The following is a 23,153-nucleotide window of genomic DNA, read 5'->3' as shown; positions in this document are numbered from 1 at the left end:
ATTTATTAACCATATTATTTATTTTTATACATATTTTGTTTTTATGTATAAAAATAAAGTATATAGTTTTTACTATATACTTTATTTGATGCAAACTTCACTATAAGAATTTATATCCTTTTTAAATATAGTTTTAATAGCTAACTTCTCATCAGTAATTAATATTTTAATTTTTTCAAATTCATCTTCATTTACTTTTAAACTTATTCCACAACTTTTTGTTATATATGATGGTGTTGGCATCATAACTGACTTTATTTTTTCACTTTTACAAACACTTTCAGCTTTCATTGCTTCATGAGTATTGTTAAACACTAAAATATAATATAAATCCATAGTTTTCTCCTAGTTTATAATTTTATAGTTTTATCACTTGAATTCATTAATTCTACAATAGTGTACATATTAGTTATATCTCCAACTTGAACTTTATCTTTTATTTTGTAAAAATCTAAACAAGTTCCACAACTTTGAATATTAACTCCTCTATCTTTTAATTTGTTAATACTCTCTAAAACCTCAGAGCCTTCTACAACTAGTTTTACACCTGAATTTAAGAATAATAAATCTGTTGGTATTATATCAGCTTCAGATAAAGCAAACAAATAACTTTTCATTAACGCTGTTCCTAAAGCATCATCTCCATTACCTAATTTATCAGTTCCTACAACTAAAGTAAATGTTTTTTTTGTTTCTTCACAAACCTCACAATTACATTCTTCACTTTTCTCACCTTTTGTAATATTTATGTAATAAAGTCCATCTTTTTCTTCAAAATTTGCTTCAAATCCAGCATTTTCAGCAAACTTTAACACATTGTTTTTTGCCACTTCGTTATCTACTATTGTAGTAGCACTACCTTTTTCTATTTCATCAAAATATTTTTTTGTATTTACAAGTGGTAATGGACAATTTAAACCCTTACAGTCAATTATATTATTCATTTTTAATTCCTCCCCTAAGAAACATATTTATTTATTTCAATTGTAATCATAGTTATATTATATTAATATAAACATATACGAACTACGTTTATATATGTTTATTATAACAAATTTGATTATCAAAATACTATTTATAATATGAATAGATATCCATTATATATTGGTATTGTAAATATACATTATTTTACTTATAGATTAAAATTAACATAAGTTATATAGGTTGATATTTTTTACTTATATATATTATTCTTAAGAATTAAATTTTTTAATTTTAAAATTATATGTTAAATTTTCTTAATTAATAGAATTATAAGTTAAAATTTAAAATTAAATCCTATAAGAACTTAGGGAGGTTATAATTATGAAAGTTTATTTAGATAATGGTGCAACATCTTATCCAAAACCTCAATGCGTATATAATTCAATATATGATTATATGACTCAAGTAGGTTCTAATGTTGGAAGAGGAGCTTCCAGTTCATCTTTAAAAGGAAACCAATTAATTTTTGAGGCTAGAGACGCTATTTCTAGTTTTTTTAACTTTGATAAAATTGAAAATGTAATTTTTACACCTAACATAACTTATTCTTTAAATACTTTGATAGGTGGATGTGTTCAAAAAGGATGGCATGTAATAACATCTGTTATGGATCACAACAGTACATTAAGACCATTACATAAATTACAAAAAGAAGGAACTATAGAATTAGACATAATTGATGCGGATGCAAATGGATTTATAAAATTAGATGAATTAAAATCTAAAATTAAATCAAACACTAAACTTATTGTATTGTCTCATGCATCAAATGTTATAGGTAGCATTCAGCCCCTAAAAGAAGTTGGCTCCATATGTAAAGACAATAATATTTTCTTTATAATAGATTCTGCACAAAGTGCAGGATGCATAAATGTAGATTTTAAGGAGTTAAATTGTAGTGCACTTGCCTTTACTGGTCACAAAAGTTTATTTGGACCTCAAGGTACTGGTGGCTTTTTAATAAATGATGAGCTAAATGAAATATGCCTGCCACTAATTGAAGGTGGAACTGGAAGTGCTTCATCAGATGTTTATCAACCAACATTTATGCCTGATAAATTTGAAAGTGGTACAATGAATGCCCCTGGAATTGCTGGTTTATTAGCTGGAATTAAATTCATTGAAAATGAAGGTTTAACAACAATAAAGGAACACGAAGACTATTTAGCTAAAAAATTTATTGATGGTTTATTAAATATTAATAGTATTAATTTATATGGAAGTAAGGAAACCTTTAATAGAACCCCTTCTATATCTGTAAATTCATCCAAAATAGATAATAGTGAATTAGGATTTTTACTTGATTCTGAATATGGAATCATTACTAGAACTGGTCTTCATTGTGCACCACTTGCACACAAAGCTGTTGGATCTTATCCTAATGGTTCTCTTCGTTTTAGTCTAGGATATTTTAATGATGACAAAGATATAGATTATACTTTATCAGCATTAAACAAAATATTATCAAAATTAAAATAAGGCATTTTGCCTTATTTTTTTATTTTAAAATCCATGTATATATGTTTCTATTTTGGTTAATAATTGAAATAGGAGGTTGTGTGTATGGTTAGTAAAATAGAATTAGATTCAATAGCGAATGATTGTTCTTATAATATTCGTGAAGTAATTTCAAAAGAAATTTTAAATGCATTAAAATGCAATCGTGATATAATTGTACTTTGTATTGGAACTGACAGGTCAACAGGTGATAGTTTAGGTCCTTTAGTTGGTGAAAAGTTAAAGTTTTTAAAGAGAGATAGAATTCACATAATGGGAGATTTAGATAATCCTATTCATGCAAAAAATTTAAAAGAAAATCTTAATTTTATTAGTGAAAATTTTAGTTTTCCATTTATAATTGCAGTTGATGCATGCTTAGGAAGTATACATAGTGTTGGAAATGTGATTATTCAATCTAAACCTATAACTCCTGGCTCTGCACTAAATAAAGATTTACCTCCAGTTGGAGATTTAAGTATCACTGGAGTAGTGAACATATCTGGTTCATTAGAATTTATGGTGTTACAAAATACAAGATTGTCTGTTGTTATGAAATTAGCCACAGCTATCTCTAATGGAATATATCACTCTATAATAAAGACAGTTGGAAGTAATCATAAAACTCATGTTAATCCTAATAATGCAGTAAAAGAATTACTAAGTAAAATAGATTTACAATAAAAAAAATAATGTTTCACGTGAAACATTATTTTTTTACTATAAGTTATATTATTCAAATTTATTTATTGCTTCATGAAGTACACTCTCTTCTTCTTCTGATAAGTCATATCTAGATATACCCTTATCTATAGGTTTTGCATATGTTGTACTTTCATTTCTTCCATATATACTAGTTAAAACTATTCCATCATTGTTTCCATCTAATAATGCTATAGAATAACTTAAATCACTTCCCACATCTTCAAATGCCTTATATCTTACAATTGCAACTTTTTGTATACAATGTTCTATCAACATTTTAGTGTTATTGCATAAGTCCTTTATTTCTTCATTATTATCTTTAACGTCATCTATAGTATCTAAGTATTTTAATAATAATTCCTCAAGATTTTTATTATTTGTACCTCTCATTAATTTTCTATATTTTTTCTCTAATTTATTCACATTTGATAACAATACAATTATTATTATTGCAAAGACTACTAATAATGCAACAAGTGCTAATGTTATATATATGTGATAATTGCTTAAAATACTTATAATACTTTTTACCTCATCCATAGTTTTCTTCCTTTCTAAAATTGTTTCACGTGAAACATTATAAATTAAACATTTCTATAATTCTTTGTAAATCATCATCTGAATAATATTCTATTTCTATTTTGCCCTTATTTTTATTTTTTTGATTTAAATGAACCTTAGTATTAAATAAATTTTCTAATCTTCCTTCTAAATCTTTATAATATGGATTAAGATTATCTTTCTCTATTTTCTTAGATTTAGTTTTGTCCTTTTCTATATCTTTTATTAATTTTTCTGTTTGTCTTACATTTAAATCATTATCAATAATTTCTTGTGCAAATTTATATTGTAATTCCTTATCTTGAACACCTAATAAAGCTCTTCCATGTCCTTCTGAAATTACCTTATCTATTATATACTCTTGTACTCTATTATCTAAATTTAAAAGTCTCATACAATTAGCTATTGAACTTCTTGATTTAGAAATTCTTTTACTAATTTCCTCCTGAGTTAAATTAAATTCATCAATCAATTTTTTATAAGCTATTGCTTCTTCTATAGGATTTAAATCTTCTCTAACTATATTTTCAATTAAAGATATTTCTAAAACTTGTTGTGTACTTAAATCTTTTACTATAGCTGGAATTTCTTTTAATCCAATATTTTTAGCTGCTCTCCATCTTCTTTCTCCAGCAACTATTATATATGAACCTTCTTCTTTTCTTAATATTATAGGCTGAATTACTCCATGTTCTTTGATAGACTGTGATAATTCTAATATTTTTTGCTCATCAAAATTTTTTCTTGGTTGCTTTTTATCTGGTTTTATTAAGTTGATCGAAATGCTTGTTACTTCTTTTTCATTTATATTTTCTTCTATATTATCATTTGGTATTAGTGCACTTAGTCCTTTTCCTAATCCTCCAGATTTTTTTATCAAGATTATTCCCTCCTTTGTCTTGCTAGAAACTCTTCACATAATTTAGTAAAAGCTTCTGCTCCTTTACATTTATCATCATATAAAACTATAGGTAATCCAAAACTTGGTGATTCTGCTAATCTTATATTTCTTGGAATTACTGTATCAAATACTTTTTTTTCAAAGAACTTTCTTACTTCAAACATTACTTCATTGCTAAGTTTAGTTCTTGCATCATACATATTTAAAATAACGCCTTCTATTTCTATAGTTTTATTTAAAGACTTTTTAATAAGTTCGTAAGTATTAATTAACTGACTTACTCCTTCTAATGCATAAAATTCACATTGAATAGGTATTAACACGCTATTTGATGCTGTTAGCGCATTTATAGTTAATAATCCTAAAGAAGGTGGACAATCTATAAAAACAAAATCAAATTCATCTTTTAGGCTTTCTATTTTATTTTTTAATATAAATTCTCTATTATTCCTATTAATTAATTCAACTTCTGCACCAGATAATTCCATAGTTGATGGAGCCACATAAAAGTTTTCTACTAAATCTGATTTTTTTATTACATCTTTTAACTCTACATCTGAAACTAGCACATCATATGTTGAATATTCTAATTTTCTTTTATCTATTCCTAATCCACTTGTAGTATTTCCTTGTGGGTCTATATCTATAGCTAAAATTTTGTATCCATTCATAGCTAAGTAAGCACATAAATTTATATTGATTGTTGTTTTACCTACACCACCCTTTTGGTTGAATACACATATAGTTTTCATTGTTAATACCCCCAATTTATTTTGTTCTATTTAATGCACACTATATATTCTCTTTAATAATTTTTAAGTAAAATAATTAAACATATTTAACTATAATAAATAAAAAATAATAATATATTACCAATTTAATATATTATTTTACTAAATTTATACGTAAGAAAATATTCTTATACATTTATTATATATTTATATTTTCATTAATAAAAGCTTATTTTTGAAATTTATTTATAAAAAAACAAAGGCTATAAAATTAGCCTTTGTTTCACGTGAAACATTATAAATATTACTTTTTCTTTATGGTTATAGTAACTTGAATAGAGTCATCTAATTCTTTGGATTTATAATTAGCATTTATTCCATACTTATCAAATACTTGTTTAATTGTATTTACATAAATTTTAGGATTAAATACTCCTTTAATTCTCTTTTTACCATCTGCTGCAATTTCTTCTTGAGACAATTTTAATAATTCTCTGTCTATCAATTGTTCTGTCTTACTTACATTTAAACCTTTTTCAATTACTTCTTTTAATACCTTTTCCTGTAATTCTAGTGTAGGTATTTTAAGTAGTGCCCTAGCATGTCTTTCTGTCAATTTATGCTCTATTATTAAATTTATAATTTCTTTATCTAATTTAAGTATTCTCAGTTTATTTGCTATAGTTGATTGCTTTTTTCCTATAGCTTTTGCCAACTGATCTTGAGTATAATTATGTTCTTTTATTAAATTATGATATGCTAAAGCTTCTTCAAAAAAATTCAAGTCTTCTCTTTGTAAATTTTCTAAAAGTGCTATTGCTGCAGAGTCTCTATCATTTATTTCTACTATTATTGCTGGTACTTCTTTAAAACCAGCTTTTTTAGCTGCTCTTAATCTTCTTTCACCTGCTATCAATTCATATTGATCACTACCCACCATTTTTCTTACTGTAAGTGGTTGAATTATTCCATAACTTTTTATTGACTCTGATAATTCATCTATAGCGTCCTCATTAAATATTTGTCTTGGTTGATATTTATTAGGTAAAATTAATTCTGTAGAAATGTATATTATATTCTTTTCCATAAATAAACCCATCCCTTTATTAGTTTTATAATTTTATAGTTTAATAAAAGCTCTATTATATTGTACCATATTTTTACAATTATTTTAATGGATTTTTTGTTACCATTCCAGCTTTTCTTGGATATTTTTTAGGAGTTTGTTTAATTTTCTTTATTACTACTAGATTATGTTTTAAATCACTACCCTCGATTTCTACATCTTCTATACGTATTATTTTTGCACCTAATATACCAATAGCCTTTTTAGCCTCATCTAATTCTTCATCTATAGCAGGTCCTTTTAACGCAACAAAATATCCTCCTACCTTTAAATATGGTATACAAAATTCACTTAATACAGTTAAATTTGCTACTGCTCTTGATACTACACCATCAAATCTTTCTCTGTATTCATTATCTTGTGCAAAGTCTTCTGCTCTTCCGTGTATTGTTCTTATATTTTCTAAATTTAAATTTGAAATTACTTCATTTAAAAAATTTATTCTTTTATTTAAAGAATCTAATAATACAAAATTACAATCAGGATTTACTATTTTCATAGGTATTCCTGGGAATCCAGCTCCAGTTCCTATGTCTATTATGTTTTTGCAATTCTTTAATTCATTAATTTTGTATACTTTTAATGAATCTATAAAATGTTTCTTTATTACTTCTTCATCTTCTGTAATTGCTGTAAGATTTATCTTTTCATTCCATTCTTGAATTAATTCTTTATACTTTATAAATTTATTATACATATCTTCGTTGAAATTTAAACCTTCATTTAGGCTAGCATTTTCTAACATATCATAATATTTCATATTTTCCTCCAAAATTTAATAATATGATTTAATCAAATAATCAACTTTACAATTTTATTGTTCTTGTTTTAAATTTCTATTTTTTTGTTCTAAATAAATCATTAATACTGATATATCCGCTGGAGATACACCTGATATTCTAGAAGCTTGACCTATGTTAGTAGGTTTTATTTGTTTTAATTTTTGCATAGCTTCTATGCGTAGCCCCTTAATTTCATCATAATTAATATCTTCACTTAAAATTTTGTTTTCAAATTTCTTAAATTGTGCTATTTGTTCTAATTGTTTTTCTATATATCCTTCATATTTAGACATAATATTTACTTGCTCAGTTACTTCATAAGGTAATTTTACCCTATCAGGATCTAAACCTTCTACAATATAATAGTCTAATTCTGATCTTTTTATTAATTCATATAAGCTTATTGGTTTTTTTAGTGGAGCTGAATTTTTACTCTCTAAAAATTCAATTACTTCTCTTTTATTTGTTATTTGTAGATTCTTAACTCTTTCTAATTCATTATCTATGCTTTGTTTTTTATTCATAAATTTATTATATCTCTCTTCAGTAACTAAACCTACTTCATGACCTATTTCAGTAAGTCTTAAATCTGCATTATCTTGTCTTAAAAGTAGTCTATATTCTGAACGAGATGTCATCATTCTATACGGTTCATTAGTACCTTTTGTAACTAAATCATCAATTAAAACACCTATATACGCATCTGATCTTTTTAATATTAAAGGCTCTCTATCCTTTATTTTTAATGCTGCATTTATTCCAGCTACAATACCTTGTGATGCTGCCTCTTCATAGCCTGAACTTCCATTTATCTGGCCTGCTGAGAACATTCCATCTATATTTTTAAATTCTAATGATAATTTTAATTGTGTTGGATCTATACAATCATATTCTATTGCATATGCTGTTCTCATCATCTCAGCATTTTCAAGACCTGGTACTGTTCTTAACATTTTTAATTGTACATCTTCTGGAAGTGAACTACTCATTCCTTGGATATACATTTCATCTGTTCCTTCACCTTCTGGTTCTACGAAAATTTGATGTCTTTCTTTATCTTCAAATCTCATAACTTTATCTTCTATTGATGGACAATATCTTGGACCTGTGCTTTTAATAGAACCATTATAAAGTGGTGATCTATTTATATTTTCTCTAATTACTTCATGTGTATCATTATTGGTGTATGTTAAATAACATGACACTTGATCTCTATCTACATTTTCACTAATAAATGAAAATGGAACTATTTCTTCGTCGCCCTTTTGTTCTTCCATCTTACTAAAATCTATAGATCTTTTATTTACTCTAGCAGGAGTTCCTGTTTTAAATCTTCTTAGGGATATATTTAATTTCTTTAAACAGTCAGATAAGTGATTTGATGGTAAGAACCCACTTGGACCTTCATTTGAAGTCATATCTCCAACTATAACAGTTGATTTTAAATAAGTTCCTGTTGTCATTATTACTGCTTTACAAGTAAAATAAGCCCCAAATTTTGTAAGAATGCCTTTAACTTTTCCATCTTCTACATCTATACTAACAACTTCTAATTGTTTTAGCCATAAATTTTCTTGTTTTTCTAATACACTTTTCATTCTTTCTGCATATCTATTTTTGTCTGCCTGAACTCTTAAAGAATGAACTGCTGGTCCTTTGGATGTATTAAGCATTCTAGATTGTATATATGTATGATCTATGTTAACACCCATTTCACCACCTAGTGCATCTATTTCCTTAACTAAATGACCTTTAGCTGTACCTCCTATATTAGGATTACATGCCATAAATGCAATACTATCTAAATTCATTGTACACATTAATGTTTTACAACCCATTCTTGCAGATGCAAGTGCCGCTTCACATCCTGCATGCCCTGCTCCTATTACTATAATATCAAAATCTCCACCTAAATATTGCATAATTCCACCTACTTTCCTAAACAAAACTCAGAAAATATTTTATCTATGATATCTTCCTCTAATGTACTTCCTGTTATTTTTCCTAAATTAGTCCATGCATTTCTTATATCAATTGATGCTAAATCTATTGCTGAAACATTTTCTAAAATTTCTATTGCATTTTCTATATTTTCTTTAGTTCTTAAAAGAGCCTCTTTGTGTCTAGTATTAGTTATTATAACTTCCTCACTATTAACTTCCCCTTTAAAGAACATTTCTTTTATGCATTGTTTTAAACTAGCTACATTTTCTCCAGTTTTTGTTGAAATTTCTAATATGTATTTATTATCAGCTATATTTAATTTTTCTTTATCTATTTTACTTTCTAAATCTATTTTATTTAAAAGCACAATACATTTTTTGTCCTTTATATAATCTATTATTTCTTTATCTTCCTCATCAAGTTCCTTGCTTCTATCTAATATTAATATAACTAAATCTGCCTCATTTATTTTTTGTTTTGATTTTTCAACACCTATTTTTTCAACTACATCCTCAGTTTCCCTTATTCCAGCTGTATCTATTATCTTAACTGGTACTCCTGAAATGTTTATATATTCTTCTATTACATCCCTAGTTGTTCCTGGTATGTCAGTAACAATAGCTCTATTTTCTTTTGTTAATGAATTTAGTAAAGATGACTTTCCTACGTTTGGTTTTCCAACTATTACTGTATTTATACCATCTCTTAATATTTTTCCTTCGTTAGCTGTTGAAAGTAAATATTCTACTTTTTCATTTATTTTCTTTAAATCTTCTATAGCTCCATCAGCTGTTACTTCCTCTAAATCATCCTCTGGATAGTCTACAGTTGCTTCAATATGTGCTATTATTTGTATCAATTCTTCTCTAAGAGCTATTATATTTTTTGATATATGTCCTTCACTTTGCATAAGTGCAGATTTCATGCTTAATTCTGTTTTCGCATTAATTATATCTATTACGGCTTCCGCTTGACTTAAATCTATTCTTCCATTTAAAAATGCTCTTTTAGTAAATTCACCTGGTTCTGCAATTCTTGCACCAGCCTTTACAACAGCCTCTAATACTCTATTGGTAGCTATAACTCCACCATGACAATTTATTTCTACAACATCCTCTGCTGTAAAACTTCTAGGTCCCTTCATGAAGCTTACTATTACTTCATCTATGTAATTATTATTTTCATCAATGATATGTCCATATCTCATAGTATAAGATTTTATATCTTCTAAAGTTCTATCATTTTTTCCTTTAAATATAGAACTTACTACTTTTAATGCCTTGTCACCTGAAACTCTTAGTATTGATATTCCGCCTTCTCCAACACTAGTAGCTACGGCTACAATTGTATCAAATTCATTCATATTTTTCTCCTCCATAGAACCTGAATACAATATATTTAGTAATATTGTATCATTCTCACATTAGAAATCCCTGTATTAAAAATATACTATTTATCTACAGGGCTAAGATTAATTTTTATATTTTCGCTTAACTCACTTTAAACGTATTTTATCTATTTAATAATACACCTTTTTTATATCAACAATATAAAACTTTATAGTATTATCATCATTATTTTACATAGTTTTTAATGCTATTTTCAAGTTTAGTATATATATCTACTTAAATTTTATATATAAAAAATTTTTGTCATATTAAGATTAAATTATACCACATAAATTTTTATAAAAAAAACATTAAAATTTAACATTAATTTTTACATTTATATAAAAATATATGATTAATACTGTATATAAAGTAAATTATACCCAATTTAAAGGAATATTTATCTATTTTAAAACAAATTCTTATATTTGCAATATATAATAAAAAGAAAGCCTTTTTAGGCTTTCTTTAACTCAATAACAACTTTTCTTCTTGGCTCTTCACCCTCACTATATGTTTTTATCATATCGTCATTTTGAAGTGCTGCGTGTATAACTCTTCTCTCATATGGGTTCATAGGTTCTAATTTTATAGTTTTACCTGTAGCTTTTACTTTAGATGCCATTTTTTCAGCTAATCTTTTCAAAGTTTCTTGTCTATTATGTCTATAATTCTCTGTATCAAGTATGACTCTAATATACTCTTCATCATGATCCTTATTTACTACAAGACTTACTAAATATTGCAGTGAATCTAATGTTTCTCCTCTATACCCAATTAATATTCCCATATTAGGTCCAATTAAATTTATGTTCATATCGCTACCTTGTAGCTTAACTCTAATTTCAGCTTTTATGTCCATAGAATTTAAAATTTTTCTTAAGAAATTTTTAGCTTCTTCTGCTCTATCTTTTTTTAATGTTACTTTAACTCTTGCTGGCTTTACCCCTATTATATTTAAGAATCCTTTACTACCTTCTTCTAAAACTTCTATTAGAACCTTATCTTCAGTAGTTTGTAGTTCCTCAAGTGCTTTATTTATAGCATCTTCTTTTGTTTTCCCACTCATTTCTATACATTTCATCCCTATGACACCGCCTTTCCAATATTTCTAGGCTTAAATTTATTTACCCTTTTTCTTTTTATTGTTATTATTTTTATTTGAAGTTTGAGTAACTTTTGTTTCAGTCTCAACTACAACTTTTTTCTTTGGTCTTAATATCATTGTTTGTATTAATTGAATTATATTATTTACAATCCAATAAATAACTATTGATGATGGCATTCTTATACTCATAAATCCAAACATTACTGCCATACCAATATTCATCATACCCATGTTAGGACCAGCACTAGCTCCATTTTGTGGTTGTGCAGGTTGTAACAACTTAGATGATATATAAGTACTTACCCCTGATACTATAGGAAGTATAAATATTGGGTCTGCTGCAGTTAAGCTTGGTAACCATAAAAATCCTGCTCCGTGGTAATCAAATTTATTAACAGCATAAAATAATGCTATAAGTATTGGATATTGAATAATTAATGGTAAGCAACCACTCATAGGATTTACATTTTCTTCTTTATATAATTTTAAAAGTTCTTGCTGTCCTCTTTGAGGATCATTTTTGTATTTTGCTTGTAATTCAGCTGCCTTTGGTTGAACTTCTGCTAATTTAACAGAAGATTTTGTTTGCTTTATAGTTAAAGGTAGTAAAATAACTTTAATTACAATAGTAAATAAAATTATTGCTAATCCATACGATATATCTGGATTAGCTATTATACCTTCAATTGCACCATGTATAAAAGTAAACAAATTTGCAAATATACCAACTAATGCTTCTTTCAAGGTTTAAATCCTCCTACTTTATATTAAATTATTTATTTTACAGGATCATATCCACCCTTACAGAATGGATTACACCTTAGTATTCTCTTCATTGCCATATATCCGCCTTTAATTGCTCCATACTTTTCAATAGCTTCTATAGCATATTGAGAACAAGTAGGAACAAAACGGCAACACGGTGCCTTTAAAGGTGATATATATTTTCTATATAAGTTAATTAAGTAAATTAAAAAGTTTTTAATCATTCATTAACCCGCTTTTTCTAAATAAATCCTTTAAGGAATTTTCAATTTCTTTATAACTCTTATCTTTGGAAGCAGTTCTAGCAACAAATATAAAATCATACCCCTGCTTTTTTATCAAGTTTTTGTTTAATCTATAGCTTTCATTTATAAGCCTCTTCACTCTACTTCTAACAACACTTTTCCCAACTTTTTTGCTAACTGATATTCCTATTCTATTAATATTATTATTTCTGTAATTTCTGAAAACATATAATACTAATGAAGAATTAGAGTAAGATTTTCCTCTTCTATACACTATTCTAAACTCAGGATTTTTTCGTATTCTTTCTAACTTCATTATTAACTGCTCCTTTTTTTCCTGCAATTGCAGAAAAAGGCCACATTAGCGGCCCTTATGCTGTCAATCTCTTTCTTCCTTTAAGTCTTCTTCTTTTTAAAACGTTTCTACCAGACTTAGTTTTCATTCTTTTTCTGAATCCGTGCTCTTTTTTTCTTTGTCTTTTTTTAGGCTGATATGTCATGAACATATTCAAACACTCCCTTCGTTTCTAAAATTATTTATAGTAATCAGATTATCACTATCTTATAGATTTACCATTAGATTATATATTTCCGGAAGGTCAATGTCAAGATAACTCAGTAAACAAAAAAATGCCATTTGATGTTATTATTTGTTGATAGAAATTTACGTTAACATAGTTTTTTGTGGATAACTTATTGAATACCTTGTGATATTTTGATATTATTGAATCATAATTGTTGATAAATATTTAATAAGTAAAGTTATCAACAGGTTGTTGATAACTTTGTGTATAACTTTTTAATTTTTTTATTTTAGATTTTTATTTTCTTATATTTTTGACTAATTTTATGAATTTATACATAGTAGTACTTGTTGATAATTAAAAAAAATCATTGTTGATAATATTATTTTTTTTGTTTATTTCTCTTTAGTTATTAACATGTGAATATTTTTAATTGTATTTGTCAACAAATTAAATATAACTATTTTAGTATGTTTATAATTATGTTTATTAATTGTTATAAATTATAAATTTAATCCTAAAAAAAAAATTGAACTGGAGGATAGAAATAGAAGATGAACACCCAAGTGAACGAGTTATGGGAAAAAACCTTAAGCATTCTCAAAGAAGAACTTACAGAAGTCAGCTTTAATACTTGGATTAAAAGTATTAAACCTATCTCGCTAGATAACACTACCTTTAAATTAGGTGTTCCTAACAACTTTACTAAAGATATTTTAGAAAATCGATATAAAGATTTAATCATAAATGCTTTAAAGTCAGTTTCAAATAGAACTTTCAGCATAGATTTTTCAATTATAACGGAAGAAGCTCTTGAAGCCGATGTTCCAAAAAAAAATATCGAGCCTAAAAGTAATGTAAAAGTAAATGATGCTATGTCTGCTATACTAAATCCTAAATATACTTTCAATTCATTTGTTATAGGAAATAGTAATAGATTTGCTCATGCTGCATCACTTGCTGTAGCAGAATCCCCTGCAAAAGCATACAATCCATTATTTATATATGGAGGCGTTGGTCTTGGAAAAACCCACCTTATGCATGCTATAGGTCATTACATACAAGATGTTAATCCTAAATCTAAGGTAGTATATGTGTCATCCGAGAAGTTTACTAATGAACTTATAAATTCTATTAAAGAAGATAAAAATGTAGAATTTAGAAATAAATATAGAAATATAGATGTCCTTTTAATAGATGATATTCAGTTTATTGCAGGTAAAGAAAGTACCCAAGAAGAGTTTTTCCACACTTTCAATGCTCTACATGATGCAAATAAACAAATAATATTATCTAGTGATAGACCACCAAAAGAGATCCCTACATTAGAAGATAGACTTCGTTCTAGATTTGAGTGGGGACTTATTGCTGATATACAACCACCAGACTTTGAAACAAGAATTGCAATATTAAAGAAAAAAGCTGATGTTGAAAATCTTGATATACCAAATGATGTTATGGTTTATATCGCAACACAAATTAAATCTAATATAAGGGAATTAGAAGGTGGATTGATAAGAATTGTAGCTTATTCATCACTTACTAACAGGGAAATTAATGTAGATTTAGCAGCTGAAGCTTTGAAAGATATAATATCAAATAAAAATTCAAGACAAATAACCATTGAATTAATACAAGATATTGTTTCTAGTTATTACAATTTAAAAATAGAAGATTTTAAGTCATCTAGAAGAACTAGAAATGTTGCTTTTCCTAGACAAATTGCAATGTACCTTTCAAGAAAACTTACAGATACATCTCTTCCTAAAATAGGTGAAGAATTTGGTGGAAGAGACCATACTACTGTAATTCACGCATACGAAAAAATCTCACAGAGTCTAAAAAAAGATGAAAATCTTCAAGAAGTAGTAGAAGAATTAACTAAAAAAATTCAAAGAAAATAAAATTAATCAACAGGTGTTACTAATTTTGCTATTATTTCTTGTTGATAAAAAATAAAATAAAGTTTATTGTTAATATTGTGGATAAGTGCATTAAGTTCGTCTTTGTTTATCCACAATTATTTTTTCATGATTTTTGTTGAATTTTATAGGGTTGAAGGGGTTATCAACATATCAACAGCCCCTACTACTACTACTGCTATATTTTTAATATTATCTAAGCTATTTTTAGCTATTTTATTTGTTGATAAAAAGGAGGATTTTAAAATGAAATTTTTAACTAATAAAAATTCTTTAATGGAAGCAATATCAAATGTACAAAAAGCAATAACAGGAAAATCAACCTTACCTATACTTCAAGGTATATACATAAATGCGCATAAAAATACATTAACATTAATGGGATCAGATATAGATGTTTGTATAGAAACTAAAATCGATGCCAATATTATTGAAGAAGGTTCAATCGTAGTTGATTCTAAGATATTTGGAGAGATAATAAGAAAACTTCCTAACTCTGAACTTCAAATAACTACTTTAGAAGATGGAGCTATTGAAATAATATGTGAAAAATCATGTGTTAACTTAATACATATGGATGCTAACGACTACCCACTATTACCTGATATCAATGAAGATACAATATTTTCAATAGAGCAAAAAATACTTAAAAATATGATAAAGGGAACAATATTTGCAGTTGCACCTGATGAAACTAGACCAATACTTACAGGTGTACTATTTGAAATAAAAGATTATAAGTTAAATTTAATAGCACTTGATGGATTTAGAGTTGCATTTAGAAGTGAACCTATTAATTGCAGTGACAATAAAGAAGCCGTAATACCTGGAAAAACCCTAAATGAAGTATCTAAAATACTTGAAGATAGCGATAATGAAGTTAAAATAACATTCACTAATAACCATATTTTATTTAACATTGGAAATACTAAAGTTATATCAAGGCTTTTAGAAGGCGAATTCATAAAATACGCATCTATAATTCCTCAAGAATATAAATTAAAAGTTAATGTAAATAAAAATGATATTTTAAGTTGCATAGAAAGAGCATCTCTTGTTGCGAAAAATGGAAATACAAATCTAGTAAAATTAGATATATCAGAAGACAGCATAGTAATAACTTCTAATTCTCAATTGGGAAAATCAAGAGAAGAAGTTTCTATAGTATTGCAAGGTGAAGCACTTAAAATTGCATTTAACTCTAAATATTTAATCGATGCTTTTAAGAATATAGAAGAAGAAAATGTGGTAATGGAACTTTCAAGTTCAGTTTCACCATGTGTTATAAAAAATAAAGAAAATGATAACTGCACATATCTTGTAGTTCCAGTTAGAGTTTTAAATTATTAAAAGAGGTAATAATTATGATAGAAGTTCAAATAACTACAGAGTTTATAAAATTAGATTCATTTTTAAAATTTTCAGGGGCATGTACTTTAGGCTCAGAAGCTAAATTTTTCATTCAAAACGGTGAAGTTAAAGTGAATAATGAAGTTGAAACTCAAAGAGGTAAGAAATTATATAAAGGAGATTCAGTAGAATTTCAAAATGAAATTTATTCAGTAGTTTAAAAATGCACCGATTATCGGTGCATATTTTTAGAAATACTTTCAAATAAATTGAATTTGACATAAAAATGATATAGTATGATATAATTTATAATTGGGTGTTTGTTTATTATGTATATTAAAAAATTGATATTAAAAAATTTTAGAAATTATAATGAGTTACTATTAGACTTCAATGAGGGTACTAACGTATTTGTTGGCAACAATGCACAAGGAAAAACAAATATTTTAGAAGCTGTGTACTATGCAAGTATAGGAAAATCTCATAGAACTAATAAAGATAAAGAACTTATAAAATGGGACCATAATGATGCCTATATTAGAATAGATATTGCCAAAACAAGGCTTGACAAGAAAGTTGAAATAAAGATTTTCAAAGAAGGAAAAAAAGGAATTAACATAAATTCTATAAAAATCAATAAAATGTCTGAACTAATTGGTACTTTAAACGTAGTTATGTTCTCACCAGAAGATTTAAATATAATTAAAGACTCACCAGCATATAGAAGAAAATTTTTAGATATAGAACTTTGTAAATTATATCCTCGGTATTACCATAATTTAGCTATGTACAAGAAGATATTGTCTGAAAGAAACAATGCTTTGAAGAAGTTTAATTCTAATTTGGATATTTTAGATATATATGACATTCAGTTAAGTGAAATTGGATCATATATAATTAAAAAAAGATTAGACTACATAGATGGATTAAATGAAAAATCAAATGAAATACACAGGGATATAACATCAGGAAAAGAAGAAATAAAGTTTGAGTATTTAACAAACATTACTAGTTCAGATATAAAAAATGAATTATATGATTTGCTAGTTAAAAATAGAAAAAGAGACTTTGAAAGAAAAGTAACTTCAGTAGGACCTCATAGAGATGATTTTTTAACATATATAAACCATATTGACGTAAAGACATATGGATCACAGGGACAGCAGAGAACTGCAGTACTTTCTTTAAAATTTGCATCATTGCAAATAATTAAAGACTTAACTGGAGAATTTCCTCTATTGCTTTTAGACGATGTACTTTCCGAATTAGATATAACAAGGCAAAAATACATACTAAATTCTATAAGCAATGTTCAAACGTTAATAACGTGTACGGGAATTAATAATATAAAAAAATATTTAAATTCTTTAGTTGATATGAGTGTATTTGAAGTAGAAAATGGATCTGTAAATCAAATAGGCAATTAAGGAGGAGAATTATGTTTCTTCATTTAGGTGAAAATGTAGTAGTTCCAATAAAAGACATAATAGCTATACTAGATATGGAATCCACTATGTATAGCTCTGACACAATTCAATTTTTGAGAATGGCAGAAGAAGATGGATTTGTTGAAAGAATAACGAAAGACAAACCTAAATCCTTTGTTATAGCAGAAGTAGATAAAAAGAGTAAAATATACTTATCTCCAATATCTTCATCGACATTATGTAAAAGAACAGACATTGTATATTGTGAGTATTAGTAAGTTAGGAGGATATGCATGGATACAAATAAAGTTTATGATGAGAGTCAGATACAGGTATTAGAAGGTCTAGAAGCCGTAAGAAAAAGACCAGGAATGTATATAGGTAGTACAAGTGCAAGGGGTCTTCATCACTTAGTTTATGAAATAGTTGATAACAGTATAGACGAAGCAATAGGTGGATACTGTAAAAACATTGAAGTTACTATACATGAAGATAATTCCATAACAGTAGAAGATGATGGAAGAGGTATGCCAGTAGGTATACATCCTAAACTTCAAATACCAACAGTTGAAGTTATAATGACTGTTTTACATGCTGGAGGTAAATTTGGAGGGGGAGGATACAAAGTTGCAGGTGGATTGCATGGAGTTGGTGCATCTGTAGTAAATGCTCTTTCTAAAGAATGTACAGTAATTGTAAAAAGAGATGGACATATTTGGACTGAAACATTCTCAAGAGGAAAAGTAAAAGAAGAGTTCAAAATGATTGGTGATACAGAAGAACATGGAACTAAAATGCACTTTGTTCCAGATGATGAAATATTTGATGAAGTTGAATTTAGTTATGAAGTTCTTAGCCAAAGGTTAAGGGAACTTGCCTTTTTAAATAAAGGGGTAAAGATAATACTAAGCGATGAAAGAACTGGAAAAGTTGATCAGTTCCATTATGAAGGAGGAATAAAATCCTTTGTAGAATACTTAAATAGAAATAAAGGTAAAATTCATAATGAACCTATATATGTTGAGGGTGTAAAAGATGATTGTGTTGTTGAGATAGCACTTCAATATAATGATACTTACAACGAAAATTTATTTTCATTCGCTAATAATATAGATACTGTTGAGGGTGGTACACATCTAGTTGGATTTAAAGCAGCACTAACTAGAGTTATCAATGACTATGCTAAAAAGTTTGGTCACCTAAAAGAAAATGATAAAAATTTAAGTGGTGAGGATGTAAGAGAAGGATTAACAGCAGTTGTATCAGTAAAAGTTACAGACCCACAATTTGAAGGACAAACAAAAACAAAACTAGGAAACGCACCTGTTAGAGGAATAGTTGAATCAATAGCAAATGATGCTATTACAACATTTTTAGAAGAAAATCCTCAAGTAGGAAAAAGTATAATTGATAAAGGATTAAATGCTGCAAGAGCAAGAGAAGCTGCTAAAAAAGCAAGAGAGTTAACAAGAAGAAAATCAGTTCTTGAAAGTACTTCTTTACCTGGTAAATTAGCAGATTGTTCATCAAAAAATCCAGATGAATGTGAAATATACATCGTAGAGGGAGATTCTGCGGGTGGTTCTGCTAAACAAGGCAGAAACAGAAGATTCCAAGCCATTTTACCACTAAGAGGTAAAATAATGAATGTTGAAAAGCAAAGATTAGATAAAATGTTAAATTCAGACACTATTAAATCTATGATAACAGCATTTGGTGGTGGAATAGGAAAAGATTTTGATGTTGAGAAGATTAGGTATAATAAAATAATAATCATGACAGATGCCGATGTAGATGGAGCTCATATAAGAACTCTATTACTTACTTTCTTTTATAGATACATGAGAGAATTGGTTGATAAAGGACATGTTTATATAGCTCAACCACCTCTTTATAGAATAAAAAAAGGTAAAAATGAATGCTACACTTACAGCGATGCTGAACTTGAAAACATGTTACAACAAATGGGTGGAAAAGATAGCAGTGTAGATATTCAAAGATATAAAGGTCTAGGTGAGATGAATGCAGAACAACTTTGGGATACTACTATGAACCCAGAGAATAGAACGCTTCTAAAAGTAAATGTAGAAGATGCAATGGCTGCAGATGAGATTTTTACTATTCTTATGGGAGATAAAGTTGAACCTCGTAGAGAATTTATAGAAGAAAATGCAAAATTGGTTAGCAATCTAGACATATAGTGAAATATGTAAATGTAGTGAGGTGTAACATATGAATAGTGAAGAAAAAATATTGCCTGTAGACATAAAAAATGAAATGAAAAAATGTTATATAGATTATGCCATGAGCGTTATAGCAGGTAGAGCATTACCAGACGTAAGAGATGGATTAAAACCTGTTCATAGAAGAATATTATACTCAATGCATGAACTTGGACTATATCCTGAAAAGGGATATAGAAAGTGTGCGAGAATAGTAGGGGACGTTCTTGGTAAGTATCACCCACATGGAGATACAGCAGTTTATGATGCGCTTGTAAGATTAGCACAAGACTTTTCAATCAGATATACTCTTGTTGATGGTCATGGTAACTTTGGATCCGTTGATGGTGATGGAGCAGCCGCAATGAGATATACAGAAGCAAAAATGAATAAAATTACTACTCAAATGCTTAGAGATATAAATAAAAATACAGTAGATTTTATTCCTAACTTTGATGGTGAAGAAAAAGAACCAACAGTATTGCCTTCTAGATTTCCGAATCTATTAGTAAATGGTTCATCAGGAATAGCAGTAGGTATGGCAACTAATATACCTCCTCACAACCTAAATGAGGTTATTGATGGAGTTATAATGCTTATAGATAATCAGGATACTACAATAAGTGAGCTAATGACTAAAGTAAAGGGTCCTGATTTTCCAACAGGTGGAATAATACTAGGTAAAGGTGGAATAAGAAGTGCTTATGAAACTGGTAGAGGAAAAGTATTAGTTAGATCTAAAGCAGAGATAGAAGAGGAAAATGGAAGACACAAAATAATAGTTACAGAAATACCGTATATGGTTAATAAGGCTAACTTAATAGAGAATATTGCTAATCTAGTAAAAGATAAAAAATTAGATGGAATATCAGATCTTAGAGATGAGTCAGATAGAGACGGTATGAGAATTGTTATAGAACTAAAAAGGGATGCAAATCCTAACATTGTTCTTAACAGATTATACAAGCACACTAAAATGCAAGATACTTTTGGAATAATAATGCTTGTATTAGTTGATGGTCAACCAAAGGTATTAAACTTAAAACAAATATTAGTTCATTACTTAGAACATCAAAAAGAGGTAGTAACAAGAAGAACTCAATTTGATCTTGATAAAGCACTTGCTAGAGCTCATATTTTAGAGGGACTAAGAATAGCACTTGATCATATAGATCAAGTTATAGCACTTATAAGAGGATCTAAAACTGCAGCTGAAGCAAAAGAAGGCTTAATGAAAACTTTTGGATTGTCAGAAAAGCAATCACAAGCAATTCTTGATATGAAGCTTCAAAGACTTACTGGTTTAGAAAGAGAAAAAATTGAAGAAGAGTACAATGAAATAATGGAAACAATCACTTATTTAAGATCAATACTTGAAAGTGAAGAAATCCTTTTAAATATAATAAAAGATGAACTTATTGAAATAAAAACAAAATATGGTGATGAAAGAAAAACTGCCATAGAAAAAAATCCAGATATATTTGATGAGGAAGATTTAATTGACGATGAAGATGTAGTAATTACATTAACTCATGCTGGATATATTAAGAGATTACCAGTGGATACTTATAACGCTCAAAGAAGAGGGGGTAGAGGTATCCAAGGAGCTATAACAAAAGAGGATGACTTTGTTGAAAATATATTAACAACGCCAATACTTAACAATATATTATTCTTCACTAATAGAGGAAGAGTATACAAATTAAAAGCTTATGAAGTTCCAGAGGCAGGTAGAACAGCTAAGGGAACTAATGTAGTAAACTTACTTCCTATTGAAAATGGTGAGACTATACAAGCGATAATGACTATAAAAACTTTTGAGGAAGATAATTTCTTAATTATGGGTACTAAACAAGGTATTGTTAAGAAAACTTCTTTAAGTCAATATGCAGCAATAAGAAGAAATGGTTTAAACGCTATAAACTTAAGAGAAGATGATGAGTTAATTGGTGTAAGTATAACAACTGGTGATAGTGAGATGATATTTGTAACACGAGGAGGATACTCAATAAGATTTAGCGAAAAAGATGTTAGACAAATGGGTAGAGTTTCTACTGGTGTAAGAGCTATAAGATTAAGAGAAAATGATATTGCAGTATCTATGGTTGTTGTAAAAGAAGATGAAGAATTACTTGTAATAAGTGAAAAGGGATTTGGTAAGAGAACTGATATGTCACAATATACACTTCAACATAGAGGTGGAAAAGGCATAATAACTTATAAAATAACTGAAAAGACAGGTAATGTTGTTGGTGCTAGAGTTGTTAGAGAAGAAGATGAACTTATGTTAATAAATAGCGACGGAATAATAATAAGGTTAAATGTAAGTGATATATCTACAACTAGTAGAAATACTATGGGAGTAACACTTATGAAAACTGGAGAAGACATTAATATAGTTGCTATAGCTAAAATTAACTATACAGAGCCAACAGAAGTTCAAATGGAAATAGAAACTGAAATAGAAAATGAAAATATTGATGATAACGAAAATGAAGAATAAATAAATAGAAAAAGTAAGAGAAGTACTATTATACTCCTCTTACTTTTTTTAATTTAAGATCTTATGTGAATTTAATAAATCGACAACATAAAAGATAATAGTTAAATTTAAAATTTATAAATGGTATTTTAGTATAATACTTAGACTTTAATATAAGGTATTTAACTTATGTAAATATAAAAATATAAAAACATATCCACGTGTATCAATTGTAGAAAAACAAAGAAATAAATAGAATAATTAAGTATTATAAAAATAAATTCAAATAATAAGTAATATTAACAATAAAAATGAATATTAAATTATATATAATAAATCTTGTCGCTGAGGCAAACAAGTAATTGAAGCCAAGCGATGTAGATATAAACTTAAAAAACATTTAAAAAAAGTGTTGACAAAAAAGTTTAAATCTAGTAAAATAGAAAAAGTCGTCAGGTGATGATGACACATTGGTCTTTGAAAATTAAA

At 27.5% G+C, this 23,153-nt stretch carries 23 protein-coding genes; 9 read left to right on the top strand and 14 right to left on the bottom strand.

The annotated features are described in order from the left end of the window. Nucleotides 1-81: 81 nt before the first annotated feature. Together BN346_RS15415 and yedF are read right to left on the bottom strand one after the other, a co-directional pair. The gene (locus BN346_RS15415) at nt 82-336 is read right to left on the bottom strand and encodes a putative Se/S carrier protein (protein WP_040329790.1); all 255 of its coding nucleotides are present in this window, start codon (nt 334-336) and stop codon (nt 82-84) included. Between the two features lie 14 nt (nt 337-350). Then, entirely contained in the window at nt 351-944 is a 594-nt protein-coding gene (yedF, locus tag BN346_RS15410) for a sulfurtransferase-like selenium metabolism protein YedF (RefSeq protein WP_040329788.1), read from the bottom strand. A 361-nt stretch (nt 945-1,305) separates the two neighbouring features. Here yedF and BN346_RS15405 point away from each other — a divergent pair, with 361 nt between their 5' ends. After that, nucleotides 1,306-2,463 (top strand): aminotransferase class V-fold PLP-dependent enzyme, encoded by a 1,158-nt coding sequence (locus BN346_RS15405; protein WP_040329786.1) that lies wholly within the window; start codon nt 1,306-1,308, stop codon nt 2,461-2,463. An 84-nt stretch (nt 2,464-2,547) separates the two neighbouring features. Next, on the top strand, nt 2,548-3,165 hold the full coding sequence (yyaC, locus tag BN346_RS15400; RefSeq protein ID WP_040329784.1) for a spore protease YyaC: 618 nt from the start codon (nt 2,548-2,550) through the stop codon (nt 3,163-3,165). 48 nt (nt 3,166-3,213) lie between these two features. Here yyaC and BN346_RS15395 read toward each other — a convergent pair whose 3' ends face one another. The 12 genes from BN346_RS15395 to rpmH form a co-directional block, all read right to left on the bottom strand. Then, nucleotides 3,214-3,726, bottom strand: a complete 513-nt coding sequence (locus tag BN346_RS15395; RefSeq protein WP_040329783.1) for a DUF4446 family protein — start codon at nt 3,724-3,726, stop codon at nt 3,214-3,216. A gap of 37 nt (nt 3,727-3,763) precedes the next feature. Continuing rightward, the gene (locus BN346_RS15390) at nt 3,764-4,624 is read right to left on the bottom strand and encodes a ParB/RepB/Spo0J family partition protein (RefSeq protein WP_040329808.1); all 861 of its coding nucleotides are present in this window, start codon (nt 4,622-4,624) and stop codon (nt 3,764-3,766) included. A 5-nt stretch (nt 4,625-4,629) separates the two neighbouring features. Beyond that, nucleotides 4,630-5,400 carry a ParA family protein gene (locus tag BN346_RS15385; protein WP_040329782.1) on the bottom strand — a complete coding sequence of 257 codons (771 nt, stop codon included), beginning with the start codon at nt 5,398-5,400 and terminating at the stop codon, nt 4,630-4,632. A 283-nt stretch (nt 5,401-5,683) separates the two neighbouring features. Next, complete coding sequence (gene noc / locus BN346_RS15380) at nt 5,684-6,466, bottom strand: nucleoid occlusion protein (protein ID WP_040329780.1); 783 nt, start codon at nt 6,464-6,466, stop codon at nt 5,684-5,686. Nucleotides 6,467-6,545: 79 nt separating this feature from the next. Continuing rightward, nucleotides 6,546-7,265, bottom strand: coding sequence for a 16S rRNA (guanine(527)-N(7))-methyltransferase RsmG (rsmG, locus tag BN346_RS15375; RefSeq protein WP_040329779.1), 720 nt, complete (start codon nt 7,263-7,265; stop codon nt 6,546-6,548). A gap of 54 nt (nt 7,266-7,319) precedes the next feature. Further along, nucleotides 7,320-9,209, bottom strand: a complete 1,890-nt coding sequence (gene mnmG, locus BN346_RS15370; RefSeq protein WP_040329778.1) for a tRNA uridine-5-carboxymethylaminomethyl(34) synthesis enzyme MnmG — start codon at nt 9,207-9,209, stop codon at nt 7,320-7,322. A gap of 8 nt (nt 9,210-9,217) precedes the next feature. Then, complete coding sequence (mnmE, locus tag BN346_RS15365) at nt 9,218-10,594, bottom strand: tRNA uridine-5-carboxymethylaminomethyl(34) synthesis GTPase MnmE (RefSeq protein WP_040329777.1); 1,377 nt, start codon at nt 10,592-10,594, stop codon at nt 9,218-9,220. A gap of 482 nt (nt 10,595-11,076) precedes the next feature. Continuing rightward, the gene (jag, locus tag BN346_RS15360; protein WP_040329775.1) at nt 11,077-11,703 is read right to left on the bottom strand and encodes an RNA-binding cell elongation regulator Jag/EloR; all 627 of its coding nucleotides are present in this window, start codon (nt 11,701-11,703) and stop codon (nt 11,077-11,079) included. 39 nt (nt 11,704-11,742) lie between these two features. Next, nucleotides 11,743-12,471: a membrane protein insertase YidC gene (gene yidC / locus BN346_RS15355; protein ID WP_081771033.1), complete on the bottom strand. Its 729-nt coding sequence runs from the start codon at nt 12,469-12,471 to the stop codon at nt 11,743-11,745. A 32-nt stretch (nt 12,472-12,503) separates the two neighbouring features. Then, a complete protein-coding gene (yidD, locus tag BN346_RS15350) occupies nt 12,504-12,716 on the bottom strand; it encodes a membrane protein insertion efficiency factor YidD (RefSeq protein WP_187372144.1) in 213 nt (70 codons plus the stop codon). Then, nucleotides 12,709-13,053, bottom strand: a complete 345-nt coding sequence (gene rnpA, locus BN346_RS15345) for a ribonuclease P protein component (protein ID WP_040329774.1) — start codon at nt 13,051-13,053, stop codon at nt 12,709-12,711. The genes yidD and rnpA overlap by 8 nt, the downstream gene beginning before the upstream one ends. A 55-nt stretch (nt 13,054-13,108) precedes the next feature. Beyond that, nucleotides 13,109-13,243, bottom strand: coding sequence for a 50S ribosomal protein L34 (rpmH, locus tag BN346_RS15340; RefSeq protein WP_010298336.1), 135 nt, complete (start codon nt 13,241-13,243; stop codon nt 13,109-13,111). 572 nt (nt 13,244-13,815) lie between these two features. Between rpmH and dnaA the strand changes: the two genes are divergently transcribed. From dnaA to gyrA, 7 genes are all read left to right on the top strand, one after another. Further along, the gene (gene dnaA, locus BN346_RS15335) at nt 13,816-15,165 is read left to right on the top strand and encodes a chromosomal replication initiator protein DnaA (RefSeq protein WP_040329773.1); all 1,350 of its coding nucleotides are present in this window, start codon (nt 13,816-13,818) and stop codon (nt 15,163-15,165) included. Between the two features lie 264 nt (nt 15,166-15,429). Continuing rightward, nucleotides 15,430-16,533: a DNA polymerase III subunit beta gene (gene dnaN / locus BN346_RS15330; RefSeq protein ID WP_040329772.1), complete on the top strand. Its 1,104-nt coding sequence runs from the start codon at nt 15,430-15,432 to the stop codon at nt 16,531-16,533. A 14-nt stretch (nt 16,534-16,547) separates the two neighbouring features. Next, nucleotides 16,548-16,754 carry a S4 domain-containing protein YaaA gene (gene yaaA, locus BN346_RS15325; protein WP_040329770.1) on the top strand — a complete coding sequence of 69 codons (207 nt, stop codon included), beginning with the start codon at nt 16,548-16,550 and terminating at the stop codon, nt 16,752-16,754. Between the two features lie 108 nt (nt 16,755-16,862). Next, nucleotides 16,863-17,960, top strand: coding sequence for a DNA replication/repair protein RecF (recF, locus tag BN346_RS15320; RefSeq protein ID WP_040329769.1), 1,098 nt, complete (start codon nt 16,863-16,865; stop codon nt 17,958-17,960). An 11-nt stretch (nt 17,961-17,971) separates the two neighbouring features. After that, complete coding sequence (gene remB / locus BN346_RS15315) at nt 17,972-18,235, top strand: extracellular matrix regulator RemB (RefSeq protein WP_040329768.1); 264 nt, start codon at nt 17,972-17,974, stop codon at nt 18,233-18,235. Between the two features lie 18 nt (nt 18,236-18,253). Next, a complete protein-coding gene (gene gyrB / locus BN346_RS15310; protein ID WP_040329767.1) occupies nt 18,254-20,161 on the top strand; it encodes a DNA topoisomerase (ATP-hydrolyzing) subunit B in 1,908 nt (635 codons plus the stop codon). 31 nt (nt 20,162-20,192) lie between these two features. After that, nucleotides 20,193-22,685 (top strand): DNA gyrase subunit A, encoded by a 2,493-nt coding sequence (gyrA, locus tag BN346_RS15305; RefSeq protein ID WP_040329765.1) that lies wholly within the window; start codon nt 20,193-20,195, stop codon nt 22,683-22,685. Nucleotides 22,686-23,153: the final 468 nt, after the last annotated feature.

The sequence above is a fragment of the Clostridium ihumii AP5 genome (genome assembly GCF_000612845.1).
Lineage (GTDB): Bacteria > Bacillota > Clostridia > Clostridiales > Clostridiaceae > Clostridium_J > Clostridium_J ihumii.
Note: the sequence above shows the minus strand (reverse complement) of the source record. Positions and strands in the feature narration are given on the sequence as shown.